Source organism: Salmonella sp. 2020_1459, assembly GCF_043847915.1.
Classification (GTDB): Bacteria; Pseudomonadota; Gammaproteobacteria; order Enterobacterales; family Enterobacteriaceae; genus Salmonella; species Salmonella enterica.
In genome coordinates this window covers 178236-192711 of record NZ_JBCMFA010000003.1, presented here as the reverse complement: position 1 = coordinate 192711, position 14476 = coordinate 178236, and the positions used below count along the sequence as shown (strand labels likewise).

The 14476-nt window shown below is 46.0% G+C and carries 13 protein-coding genes and 2 pseudogenes; 7 read left to right on the top strand and 8 right to left on the bottom strand.

All coding sequences use genetic code 11. From position 1 onward, the window contains the following. Positions 1–17 precede the first annotated feature (17 nt). Positions 18–2585 (bottom strand): DNA mismatch repair protein MutS, encoded by a 2568-nt coding sequence (gene mutS, locus ACH0VJ_RS09415; RefSeq protein WP_001005813.1) that lies wholly within the window; start codon positions 2583–2585, stop codon positions 18–20. Positions 2586–2743: 158 nt separating this feature from the next. Here mutS and ACH0VJ_RS09410 point away from each other — a divergent pair, with 158 nt between their 5' ends. Then, positions 2744–3265 (top strand): hypothetical protein, encoded by a 522-nt coding sequence (locus tag ACH0VJ_RS09410; protein WP_000858987.1) that lies wholly within the window; start codon positions 2744–2746, stop codon positions 3263–3265. A 171-nt stretch (positions 3266–3436) separates the two neighbouring features. Here ACH0VJ_RS09410 and pphB read toward each other — a convergent pair whose 3' ends face one another. Next, the gene (gene pphB / locus ACH0VJ_RS09405) at positions 3437–4093 is read right to left on the bottom strand and encodes a protein-serine/threonine phosphatase (RefSeq protein ID WP_000420452.1); all 657 of its coding nucleotides are present in this window, start codon (positions 4091–4093) and stop codon (positions 3437–3439) included. Between the two features lie 337 nt (positions 4094–4430). Here pphB and ACH0VJ_RS09400 point away from each other — a divergent pair. Continuing rightward, a pseudogene (locus ACH0VJ_RS09400) lies at positions 4431–4645 on the top strand (IS5/IS1182 family transposase); the annotation flags it as partial. A 72-nt stretch (positions 4646–4717) separates the two neighbouring features. Here ACH0VJ_RS09400 and ACH0VJ_RS09395 read toward each other — a convergent pair. The 3 genes and pseudogenes from ACH0VJ_RS09395 to ACH0VJ_RS09385 all read right to left on the bottom strand — a co-directional run. After that, positions 4718–5245: a GNAT family N-acetyltransferase gene (locus ACH0VJ_RS09395; protein WP_000971655.1), complete on the bottom strand. Its 528-nt coding sequence runs from the start codon at positions 5243–5245 to the stop codon at positions 4718–4720. Further along, positions 5242–5532, bottom strand: a complete 291-nt coding sequence (locus tag ACH0VJ_RS09390; protein WP_000855692.1) for a DUF1778 domain-containing protein — start codon at positions 5530–5532, stop codon at positions 5242–5244. The genes ACH0VJ_RS09395 and ACH0VJ_RS09390 overlap by 4 nt, the downstream gene beginning before the upstream one ends. A 269-nt stretch (positions 5533–5801) precedes the next feature. Then, positions 5802–5980: pseudogene (locus ACH0VJ_RS09385) on the bottom strand (IS3 family transposase); the annotation flags it as partial. 240 nt (positions 5981–6220) lie between these two features. On the opposite strand from ACH0VJ_RS09385, the gene ACH0VJ_RS09380 reads away from it, so the two are divergent. Beyond that, positions 6221–6547: a hypothetical protein gene (locus ACH0VJ_RS09380; RefSeq protein WP_000393302.1), complete on the top strand. Its 327-nt coding sequence runs from the start codon at positions 6221–6223 to the stop codon at positions 6545–6547. Between the two features lie 272 nt (positions 6548–6819). Here the strand turns inward: ACH0VJ_RS09380 and ACH0VJ_RS09375 are convergent, their stop codons facing one another. The 3 genes from ACH0VJ_RS09375 to invH all read right to left on the bottom strand — a co-directional run bounded on the left by ACH0VJ_RS09375 (position 6820) and on the right by invH (position 8476). Next, positions 6820–7167 (bottom strand): DUF1493 family protein, encoded by a 348-nt coding sequence (locus tag ACH0VJ_RS09375; RefSeq protein WP_001669174.1) that lies wholly within the window; start codon positions 7165–7167, stop codon positions 6820–6822. Continuing rightward, positions 7152–7601, bottom strand: coding sequence for an STM2901 family protein (locus ACH0VJ_RS09370; RefSeq protein WP_000381617.1), 450 nt, complete (start codon positions 7599–7601; stop codon positions 7152–7154). Before ACH0VJ_RS09370 ends, ACH0VJ_RS09375 begins: the two co-directional genes overlap by 16 nt. Before the next feature lie 431 nt (positions 7602–8032). Next, positions 8033–8476 carry an SPI-1 type III secretion system invasion lipoprotein InvH gene (invH, locus tag ACH0VJ_RS09365; RefSeq protein WP_000715100.1) on the bottom strand — a complete coding sequence of 148 codons (444 nt, stop codon included), beginning with the start codon at positions 8474–8476 and terminating at the stop codon, positions 8033–8035. Positions 8477–8932: 456 nt separating this feature from the next. Here invH and invF point away from each other — a divergent pair, with 456 nt between their 5' ends. Genes invF through invA form a run of 4 tightly spaced genes read left to right on the top strand, consistent with a single transcriptional unit; the run spans position 8933 to position 14465 of the window. After that, complete coding sequence (gene invF / locus ACH0VJ_RS09360; protein ID WP_001674874.1) at positions 8933–9583, top strand: type III secretion system transcriptional activator InvF; 651 nt, start codon at positions 8933–8935, stop codon at positions 9581–9583. After that, positions 9580–11268: a type III secretion system outer membrane ring protein InvG gene (gene invG, locus ACH0VJ_RS09355; protein WP_000848099.1), complete on the top strand. Its 1689-nt coding sequence runs from the start codon at positions 9580–9582 to the stop codon at positions 11266–11268. The genes invF and invG overlap by 4 nt, the downstream gene beginning before the upstream one ends. Continuing rightward, positions 11265–12383, top strand: a complete 1119-nt coding sequence (gene invE / locus ACH0VJ_RS09350; RefSeq protein ID WP_000612171.1) for a type III secretion system gatekeeper InvE — start codon at positions 11265–11267, stop codon at positions 12381–12383. Before invG ends, invE begins: the two co-directional genes overlap by 4 nt. A gap of 24 nt (positions 12384–12407) precedes the next feature. After that, positions 12408–14465: a type III secretion system export apparatus protein InvA gene (gene invA, locus ACH0VJ_RS09345; protein ID WP_000927220.1), complete on the top strand. Its 2058-nt coding sequence runs from the start codon at positions 12408–12410 to the stop codon at positions 14463–14465. Positions 14466–14476: the final 11 nt, after the last annotated feature.

Below are 14476 nucleotides of genomic sequence, written 5' to 3'. Positions count from 1 at the left end.
TATCGGGCCCGACACGTTCACACCAGACTTTTCAGCCGATAGATCCACTCCAGCGCCTGGCGTGGCGTCAGGGAGTCCGGATCGAGATTCTCCAGCGCTTCAACGGCGGGCGATGTCTCCTCCGGGGCGGCAAGCAACGACATTTGCGTGCCGTCCACCTGCGTTGCCGCCGCATTGGGCGAGATGCTTTCCAGCTCGCGGAGTTTTTGGCGCGCGCGTTTGATGACTTCTTTAGGGACGCCCGCAAGCGCCGCGACCGCCAGGCCATAGCTCTTACTTGCCGCGCCGTCCTGCACGCTGTGCATAAACGCGATAGTATCGCCGTGTTCCAGCGCATCCAGGTGGACGTTCGCCACGCCTTCCATTTTCTCCGGTAATTGGGTCAGCTCGAAGTAGTGGGTAGCGAACAGCGTTAACGCTTTAATCTTATTCGCGAGATTCTCCGCGCAGGCCCAGGCCAACGACAGCCCGTCATACGTGGAGGTACCGCGCCCGATTTCATCCATCAATACCAGACTGTTTTCCGTGGCATTATGCAGAATGTTCGCGGTTTCGGTCATCTCCACCATAAAGGTCGAACGCCCGGAAGCCAGGTCGTCCGCTGCGCCGACGCGGGTAAAAATACGGTCGATGGGGCCGATTTCCACGTTTTGCGCCGGAACGTAACTGCCGATATAGGCCAGCAGGGCGATCAATGCCGTTTGCCGCATATAGGTACTTTTACCGCCCATATTGGGGCCGGTAATGATCAACATCCGGCGCTGCGGCGACAGATTGAGCGGGTTAGCGATAAACGGCTCATTCAGTACCTGTTCAACCACCGGGTGGCGACCTTCGATAATACGGATACCGGGTTTATCGGTAAATGTCGGGCAGGTGTAATTCAGCGTCCAGGCGCGTTCGGCCAGGTTAACCAGCACATCCAGCTCCGCCAGCGCGTTGGCGCTCTGCTGTAAATCGGCCAGATGCGGCAACAGCAGATCAAACAATTCGTCATATAGCTGTTTTTCCAGCGCCAGCGCTTTGCCTTTCGAGGTCAGAACTTTATCTTCGTACTCTTTAAGCTCAGGAATAATGTAGCGTTCGGCATTTTTCAGCGTCTGGCGACGCACGTAATTGATGGGCGCCAGATGGCTTTGACCACGGCTAATCTGAATGTAATAACCATGTACCGCGTTATAGCCGACTTTCAGCGTATCCAGCCCGGTACGCTCGCGCTCGCGAATTTCCAGACGATCGAGATAATCGGTGGCGCCGTCCGCCAGCGCGCGCCATTCGTCCAGCTCTTCATGGTAGCCGGGCGCAATAACGCCGCCGTCGCGGACCAGTACCGGCGGCGCGTCAATAATGGCGCGTTCCAGGAGGTCGCGCAGCTCGGCGAAATCGCCCATTTTTTTACGCAACGCCTGTACCGGCGCGCTGTCAACGGTTTCAAGCTGAGCGTGCAATTCCGGCAGCTGCTGGAAGGCGTGACGCATTCGGGCGAGATCGCGCGGACGCGCGGTGCGCAGCGCCAGACGCGCAAGGATACGCTCCAGATCGCCGACCTGACGCAGCACCGGTTGCAGTTCGCTGACGGTGTCCTGCAAGGCGCCGATGGTCTGCTGGCGTTCACGCAATATGTTGGTATTTCGTACCGGCATATGCAGCCAGCGTTTAAGCATTCGGCTACCCATTGGCGTCACGGTACAGTCAAGCACCGCGGCGAGGGTATTTTCGACACCGCCGGCCAGGTTTTGGGTAATTTCCAGATTGCGGCGGGTCGCGGCATCCATAATGATGCTGTCCTGCTGGCGTTCCATCGTAATGGAACGAATATGCGGCAGGGAGGTGCGCTGGGTATCTTTTACGTACTGTAACAGGCAGCCTGCCGCACATAATCCACGCGAGGCATTTTCGACGCCGAAACCGACCAGATCCCGCGTACCGAATTGCAGATTTAACTGCTGGCGGGCGGTATCAATCTCAAACTCCCACAACGGGCGACGGCGCAGACCCCGGCGTCCCTCTATTAACGCCATTTCAGCAAAATCTTCGGCATACAACAGTTCGGCGGGATTGGTGCGCTGCAGCTCTGCGGCCATCGTTTCACGGTCGGCGGGTTCGCTCAGACGAAAGCGCCCGGAGCTGATATCCAGCGTGGCGTAACCGTAGCCTTTACCATCCTGCCAGATAGCCGCCAGCAGGTTATCCTGACGCTCCTGTAACAGGGCTTCATCGCTGATGGTGCCAGGCGTAACGATACGCACGACCTTACGTTCAACGGGACCTTTGCTGGTGGCCGGATCGCCAATCTGTTCGCAAATAGCGACGGATTCGCCCTGATTGACCAGTTTCGCGAGGTAGTTTTCTACGGCGTGGTGCGGGATACCCGCCATAGGGATAGGTTCGCCAGCCGATGCGCCGCGTTTGGTCAGCGAAATATCGAGCAACTGCGACGCACGCTTTGCGTCGTCATAAAACAGCTCGTAAAAGTCTCCCATACGATAAAAGAGCAGGATCTCCGGATGCTGGGCTTTCAGCTTGAGATACTGCTGCATCATCGGGGTGTGGTTGGAGAAGTCCTTATCAAATGACTCATTCATATTGATTTTACTCGTTTTTTTATTCTTTCAAGTGCTCATGTGGCCCCAGGTAAAACCCTTATAAACTCACATAAACCCATAAATTTGTAGCTCACCTGTAGCCTAAAATGTGACAGGTTACATTCTCATCATTCCTGGACTACAACAGGGGTGATACTTTGAAAACAACTCTCAGCCAGCCTTTCATTATCAACAAGTTAAGTATCAATGTTAAGCCTGCACTCAGTCGCTCTGGAAAAATCGTTTTCGAAGCTAACCCAGCTCAAAAACTCTACATTGTTTTCGATGACCACAGACAAGCTCCTGCTGGTTTCGGGGTAAAAGCCAGTTTGACGAAAAAAACCTACGTAATCCAGCGAAGAGTAGCCTCGTCAGATCGTAATGTCAGTGAGGGTAGGAAGCCAAGTTCTGTCTTGAAAGTAAAAGTTGGAAATGTGTTCGATTTTCCAAATATTGACGAAACAAGGCAAGTAGCCAGGCAATTAGTTCAGACCATGCTCGCAACAAAGAGAAATTTCAACAAAATTAAGAGGGAAACGGATGCTTCCGAACTCGAGACTGTAATCAAGATTGTGTTGCATGAAGGCAAGCCGATCCATTTCGCCACCACGGTTATTGCGTTTTCTTCCGATAGGTATCTGGAGCTGTGCGATCTTTACTCTTCTCAGGCGATCGAGTAACTACCTGCGTCGGATTACGGCTTCGTTTTTTTGGCCTGCGATCTTAATGCTGAAATGGGCAGAAAAACGCGAAATTTAGACGCTATTACGAATGGGCAATGGTACTTATTGAAGGCTATATCATTGCCCATAATGCAGGGAGGGTTGATATTATATAATTCTATTTCCAGATTACTTTATTTTAAAAAAAGACAGATTGCCTGAACAGAAAGAACCGGTGTCAATGTAGATTTGATTGGCGAATGTTGTTGTGTAGTCAACAATCATATGGCCGAAGATAAAAGTATCCGCACCGCGTATTGGATGGATATTCCCCTGTAACGAACCAAGCAGACGATCGCGTGACCATAGAACGCTATCAATATCAACTTGCTTCCCATAATCGTAGCTGTCATCTGGATAATCGGCATGGGCAATCACGTACTTCTTTGAGGACGTTTCAACTTCTATGATGTGAGGACGCTGCTTAAAAGTTAGTAATAGCTCAGTGGCTTCTTGCCTGTCTTTTTCGGTGACCGAGTCGTACCAGTAACCACCGTTTACATACCAGAAATTGCCATCCTGTGTTTCAAAAGCGTCAAGCGCCATAGCTTCATGATTACCCACTACAGAAATAAACCATGGGGTATTTAACAGTCTCAGTGTTTCAAGGTTTTCTTTTCCTCGATCAATGTTATCTCCAGTGGAGATCAAGAGATCGGTATCAGGAGAGAAATTTAATTGAGCCAGTCTGGTTAACAATAAGGAGTAACATCCATGAATATCACCAACGACCCAAATGTGGCGATAGAGATCGCTGTTGATGTCAGCATAACGAATTAATTCCATGATGTTCCTATAGCACAATTTTGGAGTCTGGTATTATAACAAAAAAGTAGGCCAATATTAATTTTTATTGTTTAAAATATACAGTTATTAAAATATCCTACAGGCTAGAAATGAACAGATAATATATATTTTATGAATCGGTTAATTAAAGTAGACGATGTGCTTGAAAGATGCACGATTTCTCGCGCAACACTTTATTGATTAATTGCAAAGGCATACTTTCCCGCTCAGCGGAAGCTCTATCCCGAAGGGGCTTTGTTGAATAAAGAGATTGGCGGATCTAATCGTTACTGTCGTTTCAGCATCGGGTTCCGATGGCAAAGCAAAAGTTTAAAATCAACATCGGAGCGGCAGCAATGAGGTCTGGAAAAGAAAGTGGGCTATCACCGTCGTTCAGTAGTGGAAACAGCGATGTTCCGTATCAAAACCTTGCTGGGCGGCCATCTGAGCCTGCGGAACTATGACGCGCAGGTGGGTGAAGCGATGGCGATGGTCAAAGCGCTGAACCGGATGACGTTGTTGGCAATGCCGACCAGCGTCAGGCTCGTATAACGAGTGCTCCGGTGGGAGTCCTGTATCCTTATCGTTGGCCGATTCTGAATTATTCAACAAAGCCTCATGTTGTCATAACCTACCAGATGCAGATAAAGCAGCATAAAGCGTTTTAAACGACAGCAACAAGGAAAGGGGTTGATCGTTTAATGGTACTGCGCCAAATCCTTTGTACCAGTCGCAGACCTGTTTATTTTTGGCATCAATAAGTAGGGCTACGCCACCGACCTGCAAAGCCGCCTGTATGCAACGCTTTCCGGCAGATAACAAAAGTTGTGCTCCCAGCCCTTGCCCCTGCATAGATTTGTCTACGGCTAAACGACCCAGACGAAACACCGGCACATCGTATCTCCCTAATCCTTTGCTGATTGCGCCGGGAACCTGTGCATATATCAGTGATGCAGGACTGACTGAGTAAAAGCCGTGGATACGTGTAACATCCGAATTATCAAGCGCAACATAGGTTTTCGTTGTCCCTTTCTCATGATTTTGTCGTGCATGGCGTTGCAGGAATTGGTTCAGATCGGCATCCCCACAATCAAAATTCATTCGATTGTGGGTTTTCCCTATCGCGGCCTCATGCCAGTCTGTAAACATCATTTCTTCATGTCCGGCAGGGCGAAAGCAGCGGCAAGAAGCTTTTCATTCGGCGCTGGCGGGTTATCTAAAATTTCCATGATCATTTTAGTATCGCGCTCCGTCAGATATACCCGTTCGGCGGCATCAACAATCTTCTGTGCGACAGGTAGTATGTTACTGACCACAAAATCCGTCAGGTTGGTTTGCTGGATTGCCGCAGCGCGGACTATCAACTTTTTGGCATCCGTCGATACACGTAACGACAGCCTTTCGTTAGATTCTATAGCTATCTGAGGCATGGTTTTCATCCTCCTGTTTATGAACAATATGTACAATTATAATACATATCTGTACGCTTTCAAGGCGTACATATGAGGCTGATATAGTCCAGGCATGGCAAGAAGGTCGCTCACTGTCTTTAAACAGGGGATTAACTTCGGTTTATCGCGATTGCATTATTTTAATCTCACTGATTACGTATCATCAGGGAGTTTGCTAAATATATCCATGATTCTCTTTTTTGCCGTAACTGCTTGATTGATCCTACCCGCGTAATAGGGACACAACCCTAAGCGGCGGACATCTCCTGCTCACGTTCAGAAGAAGAGAGCTGAGTTTCGCCAGCTGTAGATCTGTGATTTATACAGGTTAAGCTCGCTGGTGGCAGCGGCCACCCCAATGCGTTCCGCCAGTTTCAGGGCTTTCAGGCGTGTGCTGCTTGCGTGGCTTATTGGTGGTTGATGCTGGTTTTGTCATGTGAGTCACCTCTTGCTTGAGCGTTTACTCACTTAGTTGCGTGTCCACTATTGCTGAGTAAGATCAGAAGGTTAAAAATCAACAAAGGCTCAACGGCGTGCATTAGGCCCTGGTGATGAAGGTGGCATATGGGAGGATGTATATCCTACACTTTCATCCGGATGATGTAACAAAAATACAGGTATCGGTAATGAAACAATCATCACCGTTTAATAGAGGCCCATATATTGAGGTTCCATAATGGAAGAAGTTAACTCTGAATTCACAATCGTTGTTGAGTCTGATCTGGATAAATATGAGTTAATTGATTTTTTATCCCAAGGGATTCCAGACATAATAAAAGTGAACTTATTATATTTAAGATACGAAAATACAATGATTACAATAGAAAGAAATTATGACTGTAATCCTAAGTTGATAAATGAGAATGATGGTTGGCTGTATTATAAATATGAATTAACGGTATTTTCCATGGAGAATACCTCGTATGAATATCAGTATGAATTAGCGAATAAAATTATGAATGCTCTACGTGAGGCGGGATATCTGGCAGAATCAATTTGGTAATATACCGGTACCTATGTAACAGCATCGTCGCCACCATACATGCAGGCTAAAAAAGAGTGAATAGTCAAGCACTTCAGAAATATCTACTCGCGATATACCACCAGAACCAAATGGTCAATTTAAAACGGATGGCGTCAGAGTTACTGGTGGTCGAAAGGTAGATACAACACATTATTTTAATTTGAAAAGTATATGAAATTTACTACTTTTAATTTTAATCGATTAACAAAATTCATAGTAATTAGCTCCTGATTAATTCGACATATTTTTCATTAATCATAAAGCCATTTCCCAGCTTTCGCTGATTCAGAAAACATTCTGATTGTTAAAGGCTTACGAGTTCGTTCTACATCTTCCCGTTTTAATTTAAACCATCGTGTAAGCAGTGGAGTATTCTCCCAAGGGAAATAACACGACCATTTAACTTGTGATAAATCTACATTAAATTTTTTTTCAAATTTATCCAAAGCTTCATGCAGGTCATCGCCTGGAGCTTCAAATAAATCAGAATCAAGTTCTAAAGGGATTTCTTTCCAATTGCTGTCTAAATATCCGGGAATCTCTTCACGGAAGAGTGCTAACACCTCTTGCTGAATTGTGTCCATCAAAAGGATGTCCATTGTATACGATCTTTAGGGCGTGCTATTAGGTTGTATTTTGCCTGAGTTCTCCTTGATACCTGGTAAATTGAATTCACAAGACCAACCCAACCTAACCATGGAACATATCGTGCTATGACTGCGGCAAGATTATTTGTTTTTCGCATTCTTATACCAACGGGTGTAGGAACTCTAATACCAAAAGGAGTTCGTGCATTTCGTAAAAGCATTCTCCCATACCTGGAGATAACACTTGTCCCTTTGATTGCCTCTCCCGGTTTCGTTCTGGTTTTTAACCACGGTTGCCCGGCGAGGATAGCAGCACCTGACTCAATGCCAATCCCAGGTTCATCACAAAATTGCTCAAGGAAAATTACATCAAATAGTTCACCTGCTGACAGGTTCGATTGTCCGTGGTAGAAGTAGGTTCCGTTTAGTTCTTCTGTCGTATCCATTCAATCACCTTATAGACTGTTTGCCATTCATTCCAGACATCGGGACGTTTCTGCCGCTATACTAGCTTGGTCGTCAATACGTTGTCACGGGTAAAAAGAACGTTATCCGCGAAAAGTGGATGGGATATCGTAAGAATGCCAACATGTGGAGAAAGAGGGGGATGTCAGTTTACCGCGATATACGAGACGATAGTTTGTCAGTATAAGTTTCGGCTATTTTCCCGAGTCTGGGAGGCAGTTCTTTATCGCAAATAAAAAAAGCAGCAGCGAGGTGCTGCTGTATCAAAAAGCAGATTGATAAATGCAACGTAAGAGACAAATGGCCAACCGTAAAAGTGACCATAGCTATAATAATTATATTGATATTAAGTGGCAATGCAAAATATGGTCTTAATTATATCATGATGAGTTCAGCCAACTGTGATATGGCCTTATAAGGCTTGCAGTCTTTCATGGGCAGTAAGTAACGTCTGATATATGCTTAAATTCTTACTTCCGGGTTCAAGTAAAACTTTTTTAAATTCGGTCATGAGTTGCTCTTCATCTTCTTTCGAACGCATGTATTGTGGATGTTCCTGGAAGAAGGTGAGCGCCTGTTCTTTGGTTTGTTTATATTTTTCGCAAAAAATGCTTGAGCTGATTGCGCTATTTTTTGATGCGGAATTATCAGCGTTCTGGTTTGATAATGATTTATTCTTCGCAAGGTCTGACGGCACATACGGAAGAGACTGACACTCATCAATACTATTTGCGTTGGCCAGTTGCTCTTTCTGAGCGCCAGGTTGCTGTACCGGTTTGCTCACGGAGGAAGGGAGGGGCACCTGGGCACAGCCAATCAGTAAAAAGACAGGAAGACAGCTATAAAATTTTTTCATATTAACTCCAACTACAGAAGAATGAGGCACAATGTTTTTACACAACCGTCAGAACGTTATCTGACAATAGTGATAAGGGGGCGAATGCGTTTCAGGAATGCTAGCAAAAAAAACTTCTGATATAAATAATTAATTCTTCATCCCGATGACAATATTTGATTTTTTGCTGCTGCAGAATAATAAGCCAGAATTTATACACTATGAGCTGATTTTCTATTTTAAATTATCAAGCGCTGTGCAAGTGGGCCAATTTAATTAGCGGGTGGCATCAGTTTCATAATGATTGCATCAGGATTTTGCCACCCGCTCCCGGTATTGTTTACATATTAAAATGATTTTTAACTGGTGCTGACAACTATGCTAAATACGCAGGAAGTACTTAAAGAAGGAGAGAAGCGGAAAATCCGCAGCCCGGAAGCATGGTTTATACAGACGTGTTCTGCGCAAAAGCTGCATATGTCATTTTCTGAAAGCCGACACAATGAAAATTGCCTGATTCAGGAAGGCGCGCTGCTTTTTTGCGAGCAGGCCGTTGTCGCACCAGTATCAGGAGACCTGGTTTTTCGACCGTTAAAAATTGAAGTACTCAGCAAATTACTGGCATTTATCGATGGCGCAGGATTAGTGGACACGACATATGCTGAATCCGATAAATGGGTTTTGCTGAGTCCTGAGTTTCGCGCTATTTGGCAAGATCGTAAACGCTGCGAGTACTGGTTTTTGCAGCAAATTATTACGCCTTCTCCGGCCTTCAATAAGGTACTGGCGCTGTTACGAAAAAGCGAGAGTTACTGGTTGGTTGGCTATTTACTCGCTCAGTCAACCAGCGGCAACACGATGAGAATGCTGGGAGAAGACTATGGCGTTTCTTATACCCATTTTCGTCGTTTGTGCAGCAGAGCGTTGGGCGGAAAAGCGAAGAGTGAATTACGAAACTGGCGTATGGCGCAATCGCTGCTGAATAGTGTAGAAGGTCACGAGAACATCACCCAATTAGCCGTTAATCATGGTTACTCATCGCCTTCACATTTTTCTAGTGAGATCAAAGAGCTGATCGGCGTTTCGCCGCGGAAATTATCAAATATTATTCAATTGGCAGACAAATGAAGACACATATTCTTTTGGCCAGAGTGCTGGCATGTGCCGCGCTTGTTCTGGTTGCACCTGGTTATTCTAGTGAAAAAATACCTGTAACGGGAAGTGGGTTTGTTGCGAAAGACGATAGCCTGCGGACATTTTTCGATGCCATGGCGCTACAGCTAAAGGAGCCTGTCATTGTTAGCAAAATGGCGGCACGAAAAAAAATTACGGGCAACTTTGAGTTTCACGATCCTAACGCATTACTGGAGAAGCTTTCCCTACAACTGGGGCTGATTTGGTATTTCGATGGGCAGGCTATCTATATTTATGACGCCAGTGAAATGCGCAATGCCGTGGTTTCTTTACGCAACGTCTCACTCAATGAGTTCAACAATTTTCTAAAACGCTCAGGTTTATATAACAAAAATTACCCGCTACGTGGCGATAACCGTAAAGGAACATTCTATGTTTCAGGGCCACCCGTCTATGTTGATATGGTGGTCAACGCCGCCACCATGATGGACAAGCAAAACGATGGTATTGAGCTGGGACGCCAGAAAATAGGGGTGATGCGTCTGAACAATACCTTCGTGGGCGATCGTACCTACAATCTGCGCGATCAGAAAATGGTTATCCCCGGTATTGCTACGGCGATTGAAAGGTTATTGCAGGGAGAAGAGCAACCCTTAGGTAATATTGTCAGTAGCGAACCTCCGGCGATGCCAGCGTTTTCAGCGAATGGAGAAAAAGGTAAAGCAGCAAATTATGCCGGTGGCATGAGTCTGCAGGAAGCTTTAAAGCAAAACGCCGCGGCGGGCAATATTAAAATCGTGGCCTATCCGGATACCAACAGTTTGTTAGTAAAAGGAACGGCTGAGCAGGTGCATTTTATCGAAATGCTGGTTAAAGCGCTGGATGTCGCCAAACGTCACGTAGAATTATCCCTGTGGATTGTCGATCTTAATAAAAGCGATCTGGAGCGTTTGGGCACTTCATGGAGCGGCAGCATTACTATTGGGGACAAACTTGGCGTGTCATTAAACCAGGCTTCAATAAGTACCCTCGATGGCAGTCGATTCATCGCCGCGGTAAATGCGTTAGAAGAGAAGAAACAGGCGACGGTGGTTTCGCGCCCGGTATTACTGACTCAGGAAAATGTTCCCGCTATTTTTGATAACAACAGAACGTTTTACACCAAGCTGATTGGGGAACGTAATGTGGCGCTTGAGCATGTAACATACGGAACAATGATCCGAGTGCTGCCCCGTTTTTCCGCAGATGGTCAGATAGAAATGTCGCTGGACATTGAAGATGGTAACGATAAGACGCCGCAATCCGATACTACCACCTCCGTAGATGCGTTACCCGAAGTCGGACGAACGTTAATTAGCACTATTGCGAGAGTTCCGCACGGAAAAAGTTTGCTGGTCGGTGGTTATACACGGGATGCAAATACCGATACTGTCCAAAGTATTCCGTTTTTAGGCAAATTACCGCTTATTGGTAGCCTGTTCCGTTATTCCAGTAAGAATAAAAGTAATGTTGTTCGTGTATTCATGATTGAACCAAAAGAAATTGTCGACCCGTTAACGCCGGATGCCAGCGAATCGGTAAACAATATTCTGAAACAAAGCGGTGCCTGGAGTGGGGACGATAAGTTACAGAAATGGGTTCGTGTTTATCTGGATAGAGGTCAGGAGGCAATTAAATGATTCCTGGCTCAACCTCCGGTATTTCATTTTCCAGAATATTGTCCCGGCAGACATCTCACCAGGATGCGACCCAGCATACTGATGCGCAACAGGCGGAAATACAACAGGCCGCGGAGGATTCGTCTCCAGGGGCGGAAGTACAAAAATTTGTCCAGTCGACGGACGAAATGTCAGCGGCGCTGGCGCAATTTCGTAACCGTCGCGATTATGAAAAAAAATCCAGTAATTTATCTAACAGTTTTGAACGCGTGCTGGAGGATGAGGCTTTACCGAAGGCGAAGCAAATATTAAAGCTAATTAGCGTACATGGCGGCGCGTTAGAAGATTTTTTACGTCAGGCGCGTAGCTTATTTCCTGACCCCAGTGATTTAGTCCTTGTGTTACGCGAATTGCTTCGTCGTAAAGATCTGGAAGAGATCGTGCGGAAAAAGCTGGAGTCGTTACTTAAGCACGTTGAAGAGCAAACCGATCCGAAGACCCTCAAGGCAGGGATTAATTGTGCGTTGAAGGCCCGGCTTTTTGGGAAAACATTATCGTTAAAACCAGGCTTATTGCGCGCCAGCTATCGGCAATTTATCCAGAGTGAATCACATGAAGTGGAGATTTACTCTGACTGGATAGCCAGTTATGGCTATCAACGTCGACTGGTGGTACTGGATTTTATCGAGGGTTCGCTATTAACCGATATTGACGCGAATGACGCCAGCTGTTCGCGCCTGGAGTTTGGCCAGCTTTTACGACGCCTGACGCAACTTAAAATGTTGCGCTCCGCTGACCTGCTGTTTGTGAGTACATTGTTGTCGTATTCGTTTACCAAAGCGTTTAATGCGGAGGAGTCGTCGTGGCTACTACTGATGCTTTCGCTATTGCAACAGCCACATGAAGTGGATTCGCTGTTAGCCGATATTATAGGTTTGAATGCGTTATTGCTTAGTCATAAAGAACATGCATCCTTTTTGCAGATATTTTATCAAGTATGTAAAGCCATACCCTCTTCACTCTTTTATGAAGAATATTGGCAGGAAGAATTGTTAATGGCGTTACGTAGTATGACCGATATTGCCTACAAGCATGAAATGGCAGAACAGCGTCGTACTATTGAAAAGCTGTCTTAATTTAATATTAACAGGATACCTATAGTGCTGCTTTCTCTACTTAACAGTGCTCGTTTACGACCTGAATTACTGATTCTGGTACTAATGGTGATGATCATTTCTATGTTCGTCATTCCATTACCTACCTATCTGGTTGATTTCCTGATCGCACTGAATATCGTACTGGCGATATTGGTGTTTATGGGGTCGTTCTACATTGACAGAATCCTCAGTTTTTCAACGTTTCCTGCGGTACTGTTAATTACCACGCTCTTTCGTCTGGCATTATCAATCAGTACCAGCCGTCTTATCTTGATTGAAGCCGATGCCGGTGAAATTATCGCCACGTTCGGGCAATTCGTTATTGGCGATAGCCTGGCGGTGGGTTTTGTTGTCTTCTCTATTGTCACCGTGGTCCAGTTTATCGTTATTACCAAAGGTTCAGAACGCGTCGCGGAAGTCGCGGCCCGATTTTCTCTGGATGGTATGCCCGGTAAACAGATGAGTATTGATGCCGATTTGAAGGCCGGTATTATTGATGCGGATGCCGCGCGCGAACGGCGAAGCGTACTGGAAAGAGAAAGCCAGCTTTACGGTTCCTTTGACGGTGCGATGAAGTTTATCAAAGGTGACGCTATTGCCGGCATCATTATCATCTTTGTGAACTTTATTGGCGGTATTTCGGTGGGGATGACCCGCCATGGTATGGATTTGTCCTCCGCCCTGTCTACTTATACCATGCTGACCATTGGTGATGGTCTTGTCGCCCAGATCCCCGCATTGTTGATTGCGATTAGTGCCGGTTTTATCGTGACTCGCGTAAATGGCGATAGCGATAATATGGGGCGGAATATCATGACGCAGCTGTTGAACAACCCATTTGTATTGGTTGTTACGGCTATTTTGACCATTTCAATGGGAACTCTGCCGGGATTCCCGCTGCCGGTTTTTGTTATTTTATCGGTGGTTTTAAGCGTACTCTTCTATTTTAAATTCCGTGAAGCAAAACGTAGTGCCGCCAAACCTAAAACCAGCAAAGGCGAGCAGCCGCTCAGTATTGAGGAAAAAGAAGGGTCGTCGTTAGGACTGATTGGCGATCTCGATAAAGTCTCTACAGAGACCGTACCGTTGATATTACTTGTGCCGAAGAGCCGGCGTGAAGATCTGGAAAAAGCTCAACTTGCGGAGCGTCTACGTAGTCAGTTCTTTATTGATTATGGCGTGCGCCTGCCGGAAGTATTGTTACGCGATGGCGAGGGCCTGGACGATAACAGCATCGTATTGTTGATTAATGAGATCCGTGTTGAACAATTTACGGTCTATTTTGATTTGATGCGAGTGGTAAATTATTCCGATGAAGTTGTTTCCTTTGGCATTAATCCAACAATCTATCAGCAAGGTAGCAGCCAGTATTTCTGGGTAACGCATGAAGAGGGGGAGAAACTCCGGGAGCTTGGCTATGTGTTGCGGAACGCGCTTGATGAGCTTTACCACTGTCTGGCGGTGACGCTGGCGCGCAACGTCAATGAATATTTCGGTATTCAGGAAACAAAACATATGCTGGACCAACTGGAAGCGAAATTTCCTGATTTACTTAAAGAAGTGCTCAGACATGCCACGGTACAACGTATATCTGAAGTTTTGCAGCGTTTGTTAAGCGAACGTGTTTCCGTGCGTAATATGAAATTAATTATGGAAGCGCTCGCATTGTGGGCGCCAAGAGAAAAAGATGTCATTAACCTTGTGGAGCATATTCGTGGGGCAATGGCGCGTTATATTTGCCATAAATTCGCCAATGGCGGCGAATTACGAGCAGTAATGGTATCTGCTGAAGTTGAGGATGTTATTCGCAAAGGGATCCGTCAGACCTCTGGCAGTACCTTCCTCAGCCTTGACCCGGAAGCCTCCGCTAATTTGATGGATCTCATTACACTTAAGTTGGATGATTTATTGATTGCACATAAAGATCTTGTCCTCCTTACGTCTGTCGATGTCCGTCGATTTATTAAGAAAATGATTGAAGGTCGTTTTCCGGATCTGGAGGTTTTATCTTTCGGTGAGATAGCAGATAGCAAGTCAGTGAATGTTATAAAAACAATATAAGGGCTTAATTA

Excerpts from the sequence above, each read along its gene's own strand:
- mutS (WP_001005813.1), bottom strand. The coding sequence starts at position 2,585 with ATGAATGAGTCATTTGATAAGGACTTCTCCAACCACACCCCGATGATG.
- pphB (WP_000420452.1), bottom strand. The coding sequence starts at position 4,093 with ATGGAATTAATTCGTTATGCTGACATCAACAGCGATCTCTATCGCCAC.
- ACH0VJ_RS09395 (WP_000971655.1), bottom strand. The coding sequence starts at position 5,245 with ATGATGTTTACAGACTGGCATGAGGCCGCGATAGGGAAAACCCACAAT.
- ACH0VJ_RS09390 (WP_000855692.1), bottom strand. The coding sequence starts at position 5,532 with ATGAAAACCATGCCTCAGATAGCTATAGAATCTAACGAAAGGCTGTCG.
- ACH0VJ_RS09380 (WP_000393302.1), top strand. The coding sequence starts at position 6,221 with ATGGAAGAAGTTAACTCTGAATTCACAATCGTTGTTGAGTCTGATCTG.
- ACH0VJ_RS09375 (WP_001669174.1), bottom strand. The coding sequence starts at position 7,167 with ATGGACATCCTTTTGATGGACACAATTCAGCAAGAGGTGTTAGCACTC.
- ACH0VJ_RS09370 (WP_000381617.1), bottom strand. The coding sequence starts at position 7,601 with ATGGATACGACAGAAGAACTAAACGGAACCTACTTCTACCACGGACAA.
- invH (WP_000715100.1), bottom strand. The coding sequence starts at position 8,476 with ATGAAAAAATTTTATAGCTGTCTTCCTGTCTTTTTACTGATTGGCTGT.
- invF (WP_001674874.1), top strand. The coding sequence starts at position 8,933 with ATGTCATTTTCTGAAAGCCGACACAATGAAAATTGCCTGATTCAGGAA.
- invG (WP_000848099.1), top strand. The coding sequence starts at position 9,580 with ATGAAGACACATATTCTTTTGGCCAGAGTGCTGGCATGTGCCGCGCTT.
- invE (WP_000612171.1), top strand. The coding sequence starts at position 11,265 with ATGATTCCTGGCTCAACCTCCGGTATTTCATTTTCCAGAATATTGTCC.